This is a genomic window from Rhizobium binae (assembly GCF_017357225.1).
Lineage (GTDB): Bacteria > Pseudomonadota > Alphaproteobacteria > Rhizobiales > Rhizobiaceae > Rhizobium > Rhizobium binae.
Genome location: NZ_CP071604.1, coordinates 3242517 through 3259109, shown reverse-complemented (window position 1 = coordinate 3259109; position 16593 = coordinate 3242517). Strand labels below are relative to the sequence as shown.

Genomic DNA, 16593 nt, shown 5'->3' with positions numbered 1-16593 from the left:
TCTACCGCCCCTCGCGCCACCACATAGCGCCGAAGGCGAGCAGCAATATGCCGACGCCGGCAAAACCGGCAAAGAGCGGCAGTGTGTTGATGCCCTTCAAGACCGTCTCGCTGGTCATGCGGATCATAATGCGGTCATTGTCGGAGACGCGGACCTGGCCGCGCACCGGCAGGATCGGGGGAACGGTGATCGTGCCCTTCTCACTGGCGACGCGGGTCACGAGACCTTTGCTCCTCTCGACGACAGGTTTCAGCACATTTGTCGTCGAGATCATCGCCTTGAATTCTGGCGCGTCGACGGCGCCGATATGGACAAGGGTCGACAGTTTGCCGTTGCGGATTTCGAAGAGGCCGATCTCGTCCATCCGCTTCTCCGCCTTGTAGAGGCCCGGTTCGGATTGGGTCAGGGGCAAGTTTTCGGTCTTGCCGGAGGGGTAGCGCACGGTGGCATTGCCCGGATTGTCGCCGATCGTCTGCCGGGTGATTTCAAGGGTTCGGCCGGAGGCGCGCGCCGTCAGCGCTTCTTCCTCGAGCGCCGGTTCCTTCATCAGCCAATGGGCGATGCGGCGATAGAGGGAGACATTCGGACCGCCGCCTTCGAAGCCGCGGGCCCAGAGCCAGCCCTGATCGGAGAGCAGCATGGCGACGCGGCCCTGGCCGGCGCGGTTCAGCACCAAGAGCGGGTGGTTATCGGCGCCGAGCATGATCGTCTCGCCCTGCGGCCGCTCGACGTCGACGCTGCGGAACCAGCGCCCCCAATGCGGCGGGTCCTCGCCCGAGCCGTCCAGGCCGCGCGTGACGGGGTGCTTGCGGCCTTCCTCGGAGAGGCGGGGGTAAAAGGCCTTCTCGATCATCTGGCCCGTCGGCTCTGCCGGCAGCACGGAAGCGAGCGGCGTCATCGCGATCGATTCCGGGCTTGCGTGTTCCGGACCGGCGGCGATCAGCAGCGCTCCGCCGTTCTCCACATATTGGGCGATGTTGTCGTAGTAGAGCATCGGCAGCACATTCGCCCGGTCCTGATAGCGGTCGAAGATGATCAGGTCGAAATCCTTGATCTTGTCAATGAAGAGCTCGCGTGTCGGGAAAGCGATCAGCGACAGCTCGTTGATTGGCGTGCCATCCTGCTTTTCCGGCGGGCGCAGAATGGTGAAATGGACGAGATCGACCGAGGCGTCGGATTTCAAGAGGTTCCGCCAGGCGCGTTCGCCGGCATGCGGTTCGCCGGAGACAAGCAGGACGCGCAGATTCTGGCGGATGCCGTCGATGACGTGGACAGCACGGTTATTGGCGGTGGTGACTTCGCCGGGAAGGGGGGCGACCGAGAATTCGAGCACGTTGCTGCCGCCTCCCGGCACCTTGAAGGAGAAAGGCGTATCCTGGCCGGGTGTCGCCTGCAGCGTGGCGATCTCGTCACCGTTGAGCTTTACCGTGACGTCGGCGGTGCCGCCAGGGCTCGGGCCGTCGTCGAAGACGCGCAGGACGACCTGCTGCTCCTCGTTGACGATGCCGAAGCGCGGCCCCTTGATGACCTCGATGCGGCGATCGAATTCGTTGGCCTTGCCGGTGATGAGGCCATGAATCGGCGCGTCGAAACCGAGCGCCTGATTGGCGGCCGGAACATCATGGACTTCGCCGTCGGTCAGCATGATGGCGCCGCCGATGCGCGACGGCGGGACATCGGCGATGTTGGCCGCCATCGCATCGAACAGGCGCGTCGACGGCACGTCGGAATTGACGTCGCCTTCGACATCGATGAAGCGAGGCTCGATCTGGGGAAAGCGGGCGAGCTGGCTCTTCAGGGCTGCCAGCGCATCGTCGGTCATCTTGACCCGGTCGGGTGTCTGCTGGCTCTGGCTCCGGTCGACGAGAACGGGGACGATCGTCGACAGCTGATCCCGGTCCTCCTGCAGCAGCACGGGATTGGCGAGCGCGGTCAGCAGGGCGAGTGCCGCCAGCGTCCTGATCCAGGCGCCGCGGATGCCACGCCAGATCGCGAAGGCGGCGATGAGCGCGCCGATGGCGGCCAGCGCCGCCAGAACCGGCCAGGGCAGGAAAGGTGAAAAGTCGAAGGTCATCTCATTGTCCTAACCGTTCAAGGAGGTCGGGAACGTGAACCTGGTCGGTCTTGTAGTTGCCTGTCAGCATATACATCATGATATTGACGCCGGAACGATAGGCATATTCGCGCTGGCCTTCGTCGGAGGGCACGGTCGGCAGCATCGGCACGCCGTTGTCGTCGACCGCCCAGGCGCCGGCGAAATCATTGCCGGTGATCAGGATCGGCGAAACGCCGTCGGCCGTCGCCGCCGTCTTTTCGGTGGTTTCGCGGCCGCCGCCCTGCCGGGCCTCGATCCACAGAGGGCTGCCGGCATAACGGCCGGGAAAGCTCTGCAGGAGGTAGAAGGATTTCGTCAGCACGTGATCTGATGGCACCGGCTCGAGCGGCGGAATGTCGAGATTGGCGAGGATCTCCTGCAGCCTCTGGCCGTTGGCGCTGACATTGCCACCATTGTCCAATGCGCTGATCTGATCGCGGGTATCGAAAAGCACGGTGCCGCCGTTGCGCATATAGGCGTCGATGCGGCTGATCGCCGCCGACGACGGCATCGGCGCCGTTGCCGAAACCGGCCAGTAGATGATCGGATAGAAGGCGAGTTCGTCCTTGGTGAGGTCGAGGCCGACAGGCGGCGCCGGCTCAAGCGTCGTGCGGAAGGTCAGGAACTGGGTGAGGCCCTCGAGGCCGCGCTCGGATATATTGTCGACCTCCGGTTCGCCGGTGACGACATAGGCGAGGTGGGTGTTGTCGAGCCGCTGCAAGATGAGGTCATCGCCGGGCTGAGAATCGTCGGCGTGCAGCGGGCCGGGCTGCAGCAGGAAGCCGGCACTGAGCGCTATTGCGATCACGCTCATGATGCGCACAGCCGGGCGCAAGCGCGAGAAGGCGCCGTTCATGAAGAGGACGATCAGACTGTCGGCCAGCAGCAGCAGAAAGGCGGCGAGAAAGAGCGCGGGTTTTGCCGACCAGCTTTCGCCGCCGATCAAGCCTTCGCGGACGGCCGTCGTCCCTGCCGTGTCGAGCGGCTTCAGTTCGGCCTCCTCGGGCAGCACGTTCAAAGAGGTGAAACCATCTTCCGAACCATAAAGCCCGGGCGGATTGTCGAAATTCGCCGTCGGCTCCGTTCCGGCCTTTGGAGTGAGCGGCCGCGCCGAACCCGTCTCGGAGACGAGAGTGCCCTTGGCCGTCAGCATGCGGAATGGCGGCAGGGTCTCGGCCACACGCGCATTGCCGCGGGCCTCCGGCGTTACGCCGCCCGAGCGCGATATCTGGAGGAGATGACGCAGCATGTCGACAAAAGTGCCCGAAATCGGCAGATCCGACCATGTCGCTTCGGCGGTGACGTGAAACAGAACGATCTGGCCGGATGCGAGCGGCTTCATCGTCACGAGCGGCGTGCCGTCGGCGAGGCTCGCCCAGGTGCGTTCGGCAAGATCGGGGGTGGGTTCAGCAAGCACCTGCCGCTTGATGACGACGTCAGCAGGACGCGCTATGCCCGAGAAAGGCCCGAAATTCGGAAATTCGGCCAGCGACTGCGGTTCGCTCCAGGACAATGTGCCGCCCAGCGCCCGTTCTCCCTGCCGCAGAATGACGGGGATGAGAGGATCGTCGGCAGGGGCTGCCGCCATGCGCGGGCCGGCGAAGCGCAAGAGCATGCCGCCATTCGATATCCAGCGCGTCAGGGGTTCGTAAGTGTCCTCCGGCAGTCGGCCGATATCGGCCATGATGATGATGGAGGGATTATTGGCGAGAAGTTTCGGTATGGCGACCGAAAGGTCGGAATCGCCGGGCTGGATCAGATCCGCATAGGGCTGCAGCGCCCGCTGGATATAATAGAGCGGCGACAGCAGCGGCTGGAACTCATCCCCGCCGGCTCCCGACAGCAGCACTACACGGCGGCGCTTAAATGCGTCGTCGAGAAGATGGACCGCGCCTGCCGTCGCGCCATTGTCGACGCTGATGCGCGCGAAATCGTTGCGCATCTCGAAGGGGGCGGTGATCGAACTCGTCGCGACGCTTTGGCCCGGGCGGAAGTCCACCCTGCCGTTGGCGATCGAGCGGCCCTGGCTGTCGACGGCGTTCAGCGCCACGGATGCGGCATGCGAAGCGTTGAGGCGCGTGACTTTGACGGTCATGGCATCAGCCGCGTTGTTGGCCGCGGTGATCGCAATCGTTCGCGCGGCGTCACCCTCGATCAGGCGCAGATCAGCGGGCTGGAGTTCGGCCAGCTGACGGACCGTGGCGTCGTCGGCCTTGGCGGCGGCGCCATCGGTCAGAAAGGCGAGGGTGCCGGGCTTGATGCCGTTCAGGGCGGAGCGCAGCGCCTGGAAGGCACGCTCGCGGTCCGGCACCAGCGGCCGCGGCTCGGCGGCGCGCAGCTTGTCGCGGGCGGCCGCCGCGGTGCCGGGCACGGCGTCGTTGGTCGGATCGGCAGTGAAGGCGATCGACACGGGCATGCCGGCAGCTTCGGCATCGTCAATCAGCGCGTCGGCTGTCTGGACGCGGCGCTCCCAATCGGGTGCGGCCGCCCAGCTGTTGTCGATGAAGAGGGCGAGCGGGCCGCCCGATGCGAGCGAACTGGTGCGCGGATTAAAGACCGGATCGGCGATCGCGAAGATGATGGTGGCGGCGAGCAGCATGCGCAGCAGTGTCAGCCACCAGGGGCTCTGGGCTGGCGTCTCCTCGCGCTTCAGCACCGATGCGAGGATCTTCAGCGGCGGAAAGACCTCGCTCTTCGGATGTGGCGGCGTCAGCCTCAGCAGCCACCAGATCACGGGCAGGGCGACGAGGGCGCCGAGAATGACAGGATAGGCGAAAGCGAAGGGAAGGGCGTTCACAGCTGCCCTCCATGCGTCGCCTTGGCCGGCATGCCGGACAGATACATGTGCACCGCGACCAGCGCTTCGGAGGCGAGATGATCGGTGCGATGGCTCGTGAAGGTCCAGCCGAGGTGGCGCAGCGACTGGCCGAGGCTCTCCCTGCGGGCGAGGTAGGCGTTGCGATAGGCCTCGCGGACATGTTCGGCGCGACCGGAGATCAGCCTGGCACCGGTCTCGGGATCGGTGAATTGGGTGCGGCCGCTATAGGGGAAGATCTCCTCGGCGGGGTCTGAAATCTCGACCACATGGCCGCGCAGGCCGCGGCGGGCAAGCGGGCCGAGCCGTTCCATGATCGCCGGCGCGTCGTCGAGGAAATCGCCGATGAGGACAAGGTCGCTCCAGCCGCGGATCATCCCCGTTTCCGGCAAGCCGCCGGTCAGCGGCGCGTGCATGAGCGCGGAGGCGAGGCGTTCTGCTGCGGTGCGGGTGGCGGCAGGTTCCATGATGCCGGGGCAGCCGATGCGTTCGCCGGAGCGACAAAGGATTTCGGCCAGCGCCAGCATGACGACCAGCGCCCGGCTTTCCTTGGAGGCGCTGCCATAGCTCGACTTGTACATCATCGAAGGCGACATGTCGCACCAGAGCCAGATCGTATGCGCCGCCTCCCATTCGCGCTCGCGCACATAGGTATGGTCGTCGCGGGCGGAACGGCGCCAGTCGATGCGCGACAGGCTCTCCCCCTCGGCATAGGGACGGAACTGCCAGAAATTCTCGCCGATACCGCGCTTGCGGCGGCCATGCCAGCCGGCGATGACCGTGTTGGCGATGCGCTTGGCTTCCACCAGGCAGTCCGGCATCAGCGCGGCCCGCTGCCTGGCGCGGGAAAGGGCATCGCTGCCTGACGTCGGGTTGACGATCTGTCCGATAGATGCCACGCGTCCGGCTTCCTTATCCCTTTGCCTGCTTCACCAGGCCGGCGATGACGTCGCGGACCGACATGCCTTCGGCGCGGGCGGCGAAAGTCAACGCCATGCGGTGCTGGAGAATGGGTTCGGCAAGCGCGAAGATATCGTCGAGAGATGGGGCGAGACGGCCTTCGTAGAGCGCGCGGGCGCGCGCGCAGAGCATCATCGCCTGGCCGGCGCGAGGACCCGGACCCCAGGCGACGTTCTTGTCGGTCGAAGCGTTGCCCTGTCCGGGGCGGGCGGAGCGCACCAGCGAAAGGATGGCGTCGACGACCGTCTCGCTCACCGGCATCTGGCGCACCAGGGTCTGGATTTCGATCAGCCGCTGCGCATCGATGATCGCCTCCGGCCGGGTCTCGCCGAGGCCCGTCGTCTCGAGCAGGATCTGGCGCTCGGCGGCGAACTCGGGATAGTTGACGTCGACCTGCAGCAGGAAACGATCGAGCTGGGCCTCGGGCAGGGGATAGGTGCCTTCCTGCTCCAGCGGGTTCTGGGTGGCAAGCACGTGGAAGGGCGCCGGCAGGTCGTAGCGCTGACCGGCAATCGTGATATGATATTCCTGCATCGCTTGCAGGAGCGCCGACTGGGTCCGCGGCGAGGCGCGGTTGATCTCGTCGGCCATGAGCAGTTGGGCGAAGACCGGGCCCTTGACGAAACGGAAGGAGCGGCGGCCGCTTTCGTCCTGGTCCATGACTTCGGAGCCGAGAATATCGGAAGGCATCAGGTCGGGCGTGAACTGGATGCGGTTGGCGGCGAGGCCGAGCACTTCGCCGAGGGTCGTCACCAGCCTGGTCTTGGCAAGGCCGGGGACACCGACGAGCAGGGCATGCCCGCCGGAGAGCACGGCGAGAATGGTGTTCTCGACGACGCTTTCCTGACCGAAGATCACCTTCGAAACTTCTCCGCGAATGGCGGCGATATCGGAGAGCGCCTTCTCGGCGGCGGCGACGATCGCCTTTTCATCGAGGCTGGCTTCGGTCTTCATCATACCCATGGGCATCTCCAACGGCTGAAATCATTCGGCAGCGAATCGGCGGACTTATACATCTGCCTCATACTCGATAGAGTTATGGAGATGCGACGGGCTGACAAGTTCGTTACGAATGACTATCTCGTGACTTCACTTCGTTAAGGACAAACCGGGACGGAAGAATGGCAGCCGAGGAAATCAGCGGACAGGCGGATGTGGCGGGGCTTGCCGCGCTGATTTCGCGCGCGTCTGAGGAAAGCAGCGGCAAAAAACGTGGGTTACCGCCGGTCGACCGGTGGAATCCGCCTTTCTGCGGCGATATCGACATGGAGATCAGGGCCGACGGCACGTGGTTCTACATGGGCACGCCGATCGGCCGGCCGGCGCTGGTGCGGCTGTTTTCCACGGTTTTGCGCAAGGACGAGGATGAGAAGACCTATCTCGTAACTCCTGTGGAAAAGGTCGGGATCAGGGTCGCCGACGCTCCTTTCATCGCCGTCGAGGTGAGCGTGACGGGCGCAAAAAGTAATCAGCTGCTGACATTTCGCACCAATGTCGGCGACGTCGTCGAGGCGGGAGGAGAGCATCGGCTGCGCTTTGCCATTGCGGGCGGCAATGCCGAACTGAAACCCTATCTGCATGTGCGCGGGCGGCTGGAGGCGCTGGTGTCGCGTGCGGTGATGTATGAACTGGTCGCACTCGGTGAGATCCTCGACGTGGAGGGGCGGGCGATGTTTGCCATCCGCTCCGCCGGCGAGGTCTTCCCAGTGATGCCGGCCGACGAACTGGATGCGCTTTCCCGATGAACGATGCGATCACCCAACGTCATCCGCTGTTTTCCGCAGCTGAATTCCGCCGACGTGCGCTCAATCAGAATGGCGGGCCGGTCGACCATGCCTGGCGCGATCATGGCGACCATGTTCTCAATCCCGACATTGTGGCTGAAGTGGCCACCTTCAAGCTGCGCGATGCCGCGGTGCTCGTGCCCGTCGTCGACGACGGCGATGAGGCGCAGGTGATTTTCACCAAGCGCACCACTACGCTGCGCAAGCATTCCGGCCAGATCGCCTTTCCTGGCGGCTCGATCGATCCCGCCGATATCTCGCCCGAAATGGCGGCGGTGCGCGAGACGGAGGAGGAGATCGGCCTTGCCGGCTCCTTCGTCGAAACCGTCGGGCGGCTGCCGAACTATCTCGCCTCGACGGGCTTCCGCATCACGCCGGTGCTCGGTGTCGTGACACCGGGCTTCGATTTGACGCTCAATCCGGCCGAGGTGGACGATGTGTTCGAAGTGCCGCTTTCCTTCCTGATGAACCCGGCCAACCACCGCCGCGACAGGCGCGTCATCGACGGCATCGACCGGCATTTCTACCGTGTACCCTATGAAACCAGGATGATCTGGGGCATCACCGCCGGCATCGTCCGCACGCTTTACGAAAGGCTTTATGCATGACCGGCATTGCCGACCAAGCATGGTTCCGCGACCCGGCGCTCGGCCGGATCCTTGCGCTTCTCAACGCCGATGATGGAGAAGCTCGGGTGGTCGGCGGCGCGGTGCGCAACAGCCTGATGGGCCTGCCGGTCAGCGATATCGACATCGCCACGACGTTGACGCCCGAGATCGTGATCGAGCGAGCAACGGCGGCCGGCATCAAGGCGGTGCCAACAGGCCTGCAACACGGCACGGTGACGCTTGTCATCGATGGTAAGCCTTTCGAGGTGACGACGCTTCGCACCGACGTCGAGACCGACGGGCGCCGTGCCAAGGTTGCCTTCAGCGCGGACTGGAAGGCCGATGCGGAGCGCCGGGACCTGACGATCAACGCCCTCTATGCCGATGCCGAGGGCGAGGTGGTGGATCTTGTCGGCGGGCTTGCCGATATCGAGAGACGCAACATCCGCTTCATCGGCGATGCGGCAAGGCGTATTGCCGAGGACCATCTGCGCATCCTGCGCTTCTTCCGTTTCTTTGCCTATTACGGTTCCGGGCGCCCGGATGCCGAGGGGCTGAGGGCCTGTGCGGCGGCCCGTTCGAAACTGAAGACGCTGTCGGCGGAACGCGTCTGGTCGGAACTCAGAAAGCTGCTGGGCGCCGCCGATCCCAGCCGAGCGCTGCTCTGGATGCGGCAGGTGGCGGTGCTGTCGGAGATATTGCCGGAATCGGAGAAATGGGGGATCGATGCGATCCCGTCATTGATCGCCACCGAAAAGGCGCTCGGCTGGGCGCCCGACCCGCTGTTGCGCCTTGTGGCGATCGTGCCGCCCGATGCGAGGCGGATGGAAGCGCTTTCTGCCCGGCTGAAGCTGTCGAACGCTGAAGCTGCCACTCTCAAGGCCTGGGCGCTGGCGGCACCGGTCAACGACGAGATGTCGCCGGCGGCCTTCGAACGGCTGCTCTACCGCAACGGTGCGGACGGCATCATCATGCGCCTGAAGCTGGCGCTCGGCGTCGCACGGGGGAAGGCCGAGGGTGATCTCGGCGAGATGGCGCGCTCGGCGCGGCTCGGCAAGCTCCTGGATCGGGCCATGAAGTGGAAGAAGCCGCAGTTTCCTGTGAATGGCGCGGATGTGATCGCCGCGGGCATCCCATCCGGCCCGCGCGTCGGCGAACTGCTTGCAGTGCTGGAAAGCCGGTGGGTGGAGGAGGACTTCGCTTCCGACAGGCCAGCATTGCTCGCCCGGCTGCAGCAACTTGCGCAATAGCTAACACCGCGTCGCGTCCGGTGGACGCGGCGCTGCTAACGTCGCTGGTGCCAGGCGGCGGCGACAGGCCGTCAGGCGGCTGTGGCTTCGTCGCGGATGCGGGCCTTGATATTATCAACCATGTTTTCACGTATGGTGGTTTCGCCGTGAGCGGTCTTCAGGTGCTCGACGGCGCGGCGGACCACTTCTGCGTCATTATCCGCCCGGGTGTGCCAGGCGCAGCCGGGAACGAGCGTTCCGCATTCGAAAAGTCGCATGGTCTTCTCCTCTATCTGAAACACAACGGCCATCGCATTTGCACGCGATTGATGAATGTGCGGAGGAAGGGAAGGTTCCGGCCGGCATAGGATGACGACCGGAGAAGGTCTTTCAGTCGGGCATTGCCCATGCTTTGAAGGTATCCGAGAGATGGCCGGGGGTGTTGCTGTTGGCGGCGTCGTTCTGCAGCTCTTCCGGCGACTTACCGCCGGCAAGCTGTAACTTGACCTGCTCGATAAAGCAGGACAGCGGCAGATCCGAGCCGCTCTTGGCCCGCAGTTTCTCGGCGATGCGTATCAGGAACTCGGGCGTGTCGATGGCACGGAATGTTTCCTGGACATCCGTGGACGCAGGCGAGCCGCTTTGTGTCGTCATGACAATCCTCCTCCGATTGTTACGCACGTACATATAAAGTTAGGACTCACTGAATTTTTATGAAGGTCCCTCGGTTCAAAATTATCGATGAGATCTCACACTATCACGGCCAACGTACGACGGGCGGTAGCGAGGAGAGAATGGACTCGACGTTGCCGCCGGTCTTCAGGCCGAAGATCGTGCCGCGATCATACAGCAGATTGAATTCAACGTATCGGCCGCGGCGGATCAATTGTTCGTCACGATCAGCTTCCGTCCACAGCTTGTTGAAGTTGGAACGGACGATCTTCGGATAGACCATCGCAAAAGCCCGGCCGACATCGCGGGTGAAGGCGAAATCGGCGTTCCAGCCGCCCGATTCCTCGCTTGAATGCAGCCAGTCATAGAAGATGCCGCCGATGCCGCGGGGCTCGTTGCGGTGCTTCAGGAAGAAATAGTCATCGCACCAGGCCTTGTAGGCGTCGTAGTCGGCGACGGCATGGTTTCGGCAGGCGATCTCCATGGCCTTGTGGAAGAGCTGGCTGTCTTCGTCCTCCTGGGTGCGGCGGCGCGCCAGCACCGGCGTCAGGTCAGCGCCGCCGCCGAACCAGCGGCTGGTGGTGACCACCATGCGGGTGTTCATATGCACTGCCGGGACGTTCGGATTGACGGGATGGGCGATCAGCGAGATGCCGGACGCCCAGAAGCGCGGATCGTCCTTGGCGCCGGGTATCTGCGCCCGGAATTCCGGGGAGAATTCGCCGTATACGGTGGAGGTGTGGACGCCGACCTTCTCGAAGACGCGGCCTTCCATCATCGACATCCGGCCGCCTCCGCCGGCGCCGTTTTCGCGCGACCAATCCTTGGCGACGAACCGGCCGGGCTCCTGATCGGAGAGCGGGCCTTCCAGCTCGTCTTCAAGCGCTTCGAAGGAGGCGCAGATCGTATCGCGCAGCCCTTCGAACCACTTGCGGGCGGCTTCCTTCTTCTCTTCGATATCGTCAGGCAAGCCGATCGGCAGTTCCGGTCTTTCCATATCACGCCTCCAACGGCCGGCTCCGCTAGGGAAACGACTCGCTCATTCTTGATTGCACCTCCGGCTTAGCAGGTGGCGCCGCATCTCGCCAAGCCGGCAGGCCCGGGCATGTGCCGCCAAGATTCGACTCGCAAATCAGCGATTTCGATACTACCTTTCCTCTGCAGAGGTAGGTTTAATGGCGAAAATTCCAGGACCTCCGTCCTTCGACGGCCTGAAGCGCAGAATGGCGAAACACCGGGCGGAAAATCCGACCCGCAAAGACCATTTCGTGCGTCAGACATATTGCCTCGGTCTGATCGACGCACGCGCCAAGGCGCGCGAATGGTTCGACGAATTTCCGAAAGCGGCCTATTGGACCGAGGTGGAGAGCTGGCGCCAGCTCGATGGCGACCGGATCGAGTTCACCATGCGCCGCCTGCCTTCGGCCGATTGACCTTCACTCCGCCGCCGGCCGCACACGGCTTTCGATCAGCAGGCCGCTTTCATCCATGATCGGATGCGCCACCGAGACGATATGGGCGTTGATTCTCTTCAGGTCACGCAGCATGTCGAGATGCAAAGAGCTCGTTTGCAGGCTCTCGGCACGGCCGTCACGCAGGCGTTCCAAATGATGCTCGGCCGACTGCTTCTCCATCCGGCGCACCTCAACTTTCGTCTCCATCATCTGGCGCGCGAGGTTGAAGTCGCGGGTGACGAAGATCGTCTGGGCGACGCGCAGATTGTCGATCGTCAGGTCGAATAGCGTTCTCAGTTCCCGATGCCCATCTTCGGAAAATCTCAGGCCGAGCGAGATCTTCTTCGCCACCTGCTCCGACAGCCCCTTCTCGATGATGTCGCCCATATGTTCGAGATTGATCGCATAATCGATGACGACAATCGAGCGGCGGGCGTTTTCGTCACTGAGGCCCTCGCGGCCAAGTTTCGACAGATAGACCTTCACTGCCTGCTGCAATGTGTCGACGCGTTCTTCCAGGGCTGCAATTTCGGCAAGCTTGGAGGCATTGTTCTGCTCGAAGGCTTCCGAAACCCGCATCAGCATGCGCTCGATCAGGTCGCCGATCCCCAGCACTTCACGCGTGGCGCTGGCAAGAGCGATGACGGGTGCCGAAAGCTCCTGCGGATCGAGATATTTCGGTGCGGTATCGGGCTCGGGTTGATCCGGCACCAGTCGGGCCATCAGGGTGGAAAGCGGCCGGGAGAAAGGCCAAGCCAGCGCGGCAAGCAGAAGATTAAAGGTCAGATGAACGTCTACCGGCAGCTTGGCCGGGCCGAAGGGCAGCATCTGGATGAGCTCGGCACCGTAGCCCGCAAGGGGCAGGGCGATGAGGCAGCCGAGGGTGCGGACAGCGAGATTGCCAAGTGTTACGCGCCTGGCCGAAACCGGGCCGCCCAAAGTTGCGATAACGGGCGGGATGGCGCCGCCGAGATTGGCGCCGAGCACCAGGACGATGACAAGTTCGGGCGAGATGATGCCGGCGGAAGCGAGCGACAGGATCAGAACCACCACCGCCAGGCTCGACGAGGAAAGGAAGGCAAGGGCCGCCGAAAAGAGCAGCGCGACGGGCAGGGCGCCGTTCAGCAGGCCGATGAATGCGGCAAGGGCGGGAGAGGCCCGCATCGGCTCCGTTGCAAGGCCGAGGAGATGCAGGGACAGTAGCATCAGCCCAATGCCGATCAGAGCTGCACCACCGCCCTGGCGGGCGCTGGAGCGGCCGCGGTAGAGCACAATTCCGGTCAAGATCAGAAGCGGAGAGAGCCATTCTATCCCAGTTGCGACGATCCACGCGGTGATCGCAGTGCCGACATTGGCACCAAGCAGGACGATCTGCGCCATGCGCGGCTTGATCAGGTCACGTTCGACGAAGGAGGCGGTCATCAGCGCCGTCGCCGTCGAGCTTTGCAGCGCGACGGTTGCGACAAGGCCCGACAGGAAGGATCTAAGGCTGCCGCGCGTGCCCGTCGCAAGTCCTGTCCTGAGCCGGGCGCCGAAGGCTCTGGACACGCCGTCCTTCACCTGCGCGAGGCCGAACAGCAGCAAAGCGACGGCGCCGAACAGGTTGATCATGATGACCGTGGAATCCATTTCTTGCTTTTATTCTTCCTTCATCTGCTGGAGAGACGAGAAATGCCTCTCCAAGCTATTGAAATCGCGGCCGCCACGCATTTTTTTTGATTGCCCGGCTAATGAATATAGGTCAATCTGGCGGATTGGCAATGTCGATTTGCGACACATCTCGGGCTTCGGCCATTTCGCGCAAGCCCGGGCTCAAGCCCAGACGGTCTGGCGCATCGCTTCGCCGACGATCATCGCGGCCGAGACGGCGACGTTGATCGAGCGCTGGCCTTCGACCATCGGGATCAGGATACGGGCATCGGCCCTTTCATGCACATGGTCCGGAACGCCGGCGCTTTCCCGGCCGAGAAGCAGGATGTCGTCTGAACGGAAGGTGAAGTCGGTGTAGCGATCCGCCGCCTTGGTCGAAGCGAGGATCAAGCGCCGGCCGGTTGTCGCGCGCCATGCTTCGAAGCGATCCCAACTGACATGGCGGGTCAGCGCGGCGGCAGCGATATAATCCATTCCCGATCGTTTCAGGTTGCGATCGGAAACATCGAAGCCGGCGGGCTCAATCAGATCGACTGCGAAGCCGAGGCAGGCGGCAAGACGCAGGATCGTCCCGGTATTGCCGGGAATATCCGGCTGGTAGAGTGCCAGTCTGAAGTCGGTCATCATGCGCCGTTTCTTCCGTGGGATGCGAGACACCTAAAGCAACCGGCATTTCGCCGCAACAGGCCGCATTTTGGCCCGGAACATTCAATTTACGCCATTATGGGGCTGGAAATTTCGCAATTTTCGCGTTATCCATGCACGTCTTCAATCGCCAGCAGGGAGGGCCGACATGAATATTTTGCTCCATATGCGCTTTCCCGCCGTGATGCCGATCAAGGCGACACGGCGCCGCTAGTGCGCATTTCATCCTGAAATCCCCTTTTGATCTATTGTGCGGCTGTTTCAGCCTCGCCTCTTGAACGTACGGTTCCCATATGTGCTTGCATGGCGCTCAGATGGCGCGAAGCCGGGAGCCGAGACGCGGATGTTTCGGAGCAATTTCATGTTTGGCTGGTTCGAACAGCGACTCAATCCCTTTCCGAGCGAGGAGCCCGTCGCTCCGCCCAGAGGTCTTTTTGCCTTCTGCTGGCACTACAGCAAGCCGGCGGCACCCTGGCTCGGCCTGATGGCGATGCTGACGGCGTCGATCGCCGTCGGCGAAGTGGCGCTCTTCCAGTTTCTCGGCGACATCGTCGATTGGCTGACCAATGCCGACCGCGCCACGTTCCTGCAGACGGAAGGCCATAAACTTTTCTGGATGGCGGCGCTGGTGCTGGTCGGCCTGCCATTGGCTGCCGGCCTCGACTCCCTCATCATGCACCAGATGCTGCTCGGCAATTATCCGATGAGCGCCCGCTGGCAGATGCACCGCTTCCTGCTGCGCCACAGCATGACGTTCTTCGCCAACGAGTTTGCCGGACGTGTCGCAACAAAGGTGATGCAGACCTCGCTTGCCGTGCGCGAAACGGTGATGAAGATCCTCGACGTCTTCGTTTATGTCGTCAGCTATTTCCTGACGATGATCATCGTGATTGCGGCCGCCGACTGGCGGCTGATGATCCCGATCCTCGTCTGGCTCGCCGTCTATGTCAGCATCGTTTCTTATTACGTGCCGCGGCTTCGCAAGATCGCGGCACAGCAGGCCGATGCACGCTCGATGATGACGGGGCGCGTGGTCGACAGCTATACGAACATCGCCACCGTCAAGCTGTTTTCGCATGCCGGCCGCGAGGAGGTCTATGCCAAGGAGGGCATGGACGAGTTCCTGCAGACCGTGCACAGGCAGATGCGCAAGGTGACGCTCTTCCACATCAGCGTCTATCTGAACAACTGCGTTGCGCTGTTCGTCGTCTCCGGCCTGTCGATCTGGTTCTGGCTGAACGGGGCGATTTCAGTCGGCGCGATCGCTATTGCCATTGGTCTTGCCATGCGCGTGAACGGCATGTCGCAATGGATCATGTGGGAAGTCTCGGCGCTGTTCGAGAATATCGGCACCGTCTATGACGGCATGGAAATGATGAGCAAACAGCACGACATCGTCGACAAGCCGGGCGCGCCTTCCATGACGGCGAAGAAGGGCGCGATCCACTACGAGCGCATCCGCTTCCACTACGGCAAGAGCAGGGGTGTCATCGATAACCTGTCGCTCGACATCAAGGCGGGCGAGAAGGTCGGTCTCGTCGGGCGCTCCGGCGCCGGCAAGACGACGTTGATGAACCTGCTGCTGCGCTTCTACGATCTGGAGGGCGGCCGCATCACCATAGACGGCCAGGATATCTCCGGCGTCTCGCAGGAAAGCCTGCGCTCGCTGATTGGCGTGGTGACGCAGGATACCTCGCTGCTGCATCGCTCGATTCGTGACAACATCGCCTATGGTCGACCGGAGGCGAGTGATGCCGAGGTGATCGAGGCCGCCAAACGCGCCAATGCCTGGGAGTTCATCGAAGGGCTTGTCGACATGCAGGGGCGCCAGGGGCTCGACGCACAGGTCGGTGAACGCGGTGTCAAACTGTCCGGCGGCCAGCGGCAGCGCATCGCGATCGCCCGCGTCTTCCTGAAGGACGCGCCGATCCTGGTGCTCGACGAGGCAACATCGGCGCTCGATTCGGAAGTCGAGGCGGCGATCCAGGAAAACCTCTTCGCGCTGATGGAGGGCAAGACGGTGATCGCGATCGCCCACCGGCTGTCGACGCTGACCGAGATGGACCGGCTGATCGTGCTCGACAAGGGCCGGATCATCGAGTCCGGCTCGCATGCCGAACTGATCGACAATGGCGGCATCTACGCCGACCTCTGGAACCGCCAGTCCGGCGGCTTCCTCTCTGATCACGCCGAGGAAGCCGAAGAGGCGGCGGAATAATCAAGCCCTCCCTGCGAGAGCGGGGAGAGCCTTTTAAATCGGTAATCTGATTTCCACCTGCCAATGGGGAACGGGGCGCTGTTTCCCATGTTCAAAGACTGTCGGCCCAGTCGATCACCCTGTCATGTTCGACGACCACAATGGTGTTGGCTGCCGCGAGCGTGCGCAGGGTGGCGATGCGGCGGCGTTCCTCGCTGTCGAGCCAGGCGGTGATGGCCGCGGTGACGATCACGTCGCGCGCCAGCGCCAGATCGAGAGCCAGGGCATCCAGCCTTTCTGCAAGCGGAAGCGGAATATGCGCATCGAGCATTTTCGTTTCCATTGCCGTCCCTCCGTTGAAGCGCGATCGTATCGTCAGATTGTGACCGGTTGGCGGGCAATCAATGGCGATGCCGCCGATGTTATCGATCATTACAAAAATATAAGATTGCGACCGCTGATCATTCCCTTTGCCGCTTTACCC

General features: G+C 63.0%; 15 protein-coding genes. 5 read left to right on the top strand and 10 right to left on the bottom strand.

All coding sequences use genetic code 11. The features are described from left to right. Window position 1: 1 nt before the first annotated feature. Genes J2J99_RS16025 through J2J99_RS16010 form a run of 4 tightly spaced genes read right to left on the bottom strand, consistent with a single transcriptional unit; the run spans window position 2 to window position 6833 of the window. On the bottom strand, window positions 2-2074 hold the full coding sequence (locus tag J2J99_RS16025) for a hypothetical protein (protein ID WP_168297585.1): 2073 nt from the start codon (window positions 2072-2074) through the stop codon (window positions 2-4). A 1-nt stretch (window position 2075) separates the two neighbouring features. Then, on the bottom strand, window positions 2076-4892 hold the full coding sequence (locus tag J2J99_RS16020; RefSeq protein ID WP_168297584.1) for a DUF4159 domain-containing protein: 2817 nt from the start codon (window positions 4890-4892) through the stop codon (window positions 2076-2078). Further along, a complete protein-coding gene (locus tag J2J99_RS16015) occupies window positions 4889-5809 on the bottom strand; it encodes a DUF58 domain-containing protein (protein WP_168297583.1) in 921 nt (306 codons plus the stop codon). The genes J2J99_RS16020 and J2J99_RS16015 overlap by 4 nt, the downstream gene beginning before the upstream one ends. 13 nt (window positions 5810-5822) lie before the next feature. Beyond that, window positions 5823-6833, bottom strand: coding sequence for an AAA family ATPase (locus J2J99_RS16010; RefSeq protein WP_168297582.1), 1011 nt, complete (start codon window positions 6831-6833; stop codon window positions 5823-5825). A gap of 158 nt (window positions 6834-6991) precedes the next feature. Here J2J99_RS16010 and J2J99_RS16005 point away from each other — a divergent pair, with 158 nt between their 5' ends. Genes J2J99_RS16005 through J2J99_RS15995 form a run of 3 tightly spaced genes read left to right on the top strand, consistent with a single transcriptional unit; the run spans window position 6992 to window position 9512 of the window. Further along, the gene (locus tag J2J99_RS16005) at window positions 6992-7615 is read left to right on the top strand and encodes a DUF1285 domain-containing protein (protein WP_168297581.1); all 624 of its coding nucleotides are present in this window, start codon (window positions 6992-6994) and stop codon (window positions 7613-7615) included. Next, window positions 7612-8262 carry a CoA pyrophosphatase gene (locus J2J99_RS16000; RefSeq protein WP_168297580.1) on the top strand — a complete coding sequence of 217 codons (651 nt, stop codon included), beginning with the start codon at window positions 7612-7614 and terminating at the stop codon, window positions 8260-8262. The genes J2J99_RS16005 and J2J99_RS16000 overlap by 4 nt, the downstream gene beginning before the upstream one ends. After that, window positions 8259-9512 (top strand): CCA tRNA nucleotidyltransferase, encoded by a 1254-nt coding sequence (locus tag J2J99_RS15995; protein ID WP_168297579.1) that lies wholly within the window; start codon window positions 8259-8261, stop codon window positions 9510-9512. The genes J2J99_RS16000 and J2J99_RS15995 overlap by 4 nt, the downstream gene beginning before the upstream one ends. A gap of 71 nt (window positions 9513-9583) precedes the next feature. On the opposite strand, the gene J2J99_RS15990 is transcribed toward J2J99_RS15995, so the two are convergent. The 3 genes from J2J99_RS15990 to hemF form a co-directional block, all read right to left on the bottom strand. Next, the gene (locus J2J99_RS15990) at window positions 9584-9769 is read right to left on the bottom strand and encodes a DUF1059 domain-containing protein (protein WP_010029983.1); all 186 of its coding nucleotides are present in this window, start codon (window positions 9767-9769) and stop codon (window positions 9584-9586) included. Between the two features lie 112 nt (window positions 9770-9881). Continuing rightward, window positions 9882-10145 carry a hypothetical protein gene (locus J2J99_RS15985; protein WP_168297578.1) on the bottom strand — a complete coding sequence of 88 codons (264 nt, stop codon included), beginning with the start codon at window positions 10143-10145 and terminating at the stop codon, window positions 9882-9884. Window positions 10146-10248: 103 nt separating this feature from the next. Next, entirely contained in the window at window positions 10249-11160 is a 912-nt protein-coding gene (gene hemF, locus J2J99_RS15980) for an oxygen-dependent coproporphyrinogen oxidase (RefSeq protein WP_168297577.1), read from the bottom strand. Window positions 11161-11338: 178 nt separating this feature from the next. Between hemF and J2J99_RS15975 the strand changes: the two genes are divergently transcribed. Then, window positions 11339-11596, top strand: a complete 258-nt coding sequence (locus J2J99_RS15975; RefSeq protein WP_168297576.1) for a hypothetical protein — start codon at window positions 11339-11341, stop codon at window positions 11594-11596. A 3-nt stretch (window positions 11597-11599) separates the two neighbouring features. Here J2J99_RS15975 and J2J99_RS15970 read toward each other — a convergent pair whose 3' ends face one another. Beyond that, window positions 11600-13246, bottom strand: coding sequence for a Na/Pi cotransporter family protein (locus J2J99_RS15970; protein WP_168297575.1), 1647 nt, complete (start codon window positions 13244-13246; stop codon window positions 11600-11602). 183 nt (window positions 13247-13429) lie between these two features. Continuing rightward, entirely contained in the window at window positions 13430-13891 is a 462-nt protein-coding gene (locus J2J99_RS15965; protein WP_168297605.1) for a tRNA (cytidine(34)-2'-O)-methyltransferase, read from the bottom strand. 382 nt (window positions 13892-14273) lie between these two features. Here J2J99_RS15965 and J2J99_RS15960 point away from each other — a divergent pair, with 382 nt between their 5' ends. After that, the gene (locus J2J99_RS15960; protein ID WP_168297574.1) at window positions 14274-16130 is read left to right on the top strand and encodes an ABC transporter ATP-binding protein; all 1857 of its coding nucleotides are present in this window, start codon (window positions 14274-14276) and stop codon (window positions 16128-16130) included. Between the two features lie 91 nt (window positions 16131-16221). Here the strand turns inward: J2J99_RS15960 and J2J99_RS15955 are convergent, their stop codons facing one another. Continuing rightward, complete coding sequence (locus J2J99_RS15955) at window positions 16222-16452, bottom strand: CopG family transcriptional regulator (protein WP_168297573.1); 231 nt, start codon at window positions 16450-16452, stop codon at window positions 16222-16224. Between the last annotated feature and the right edge of the window lie 141 nt (window positions 16453-16593).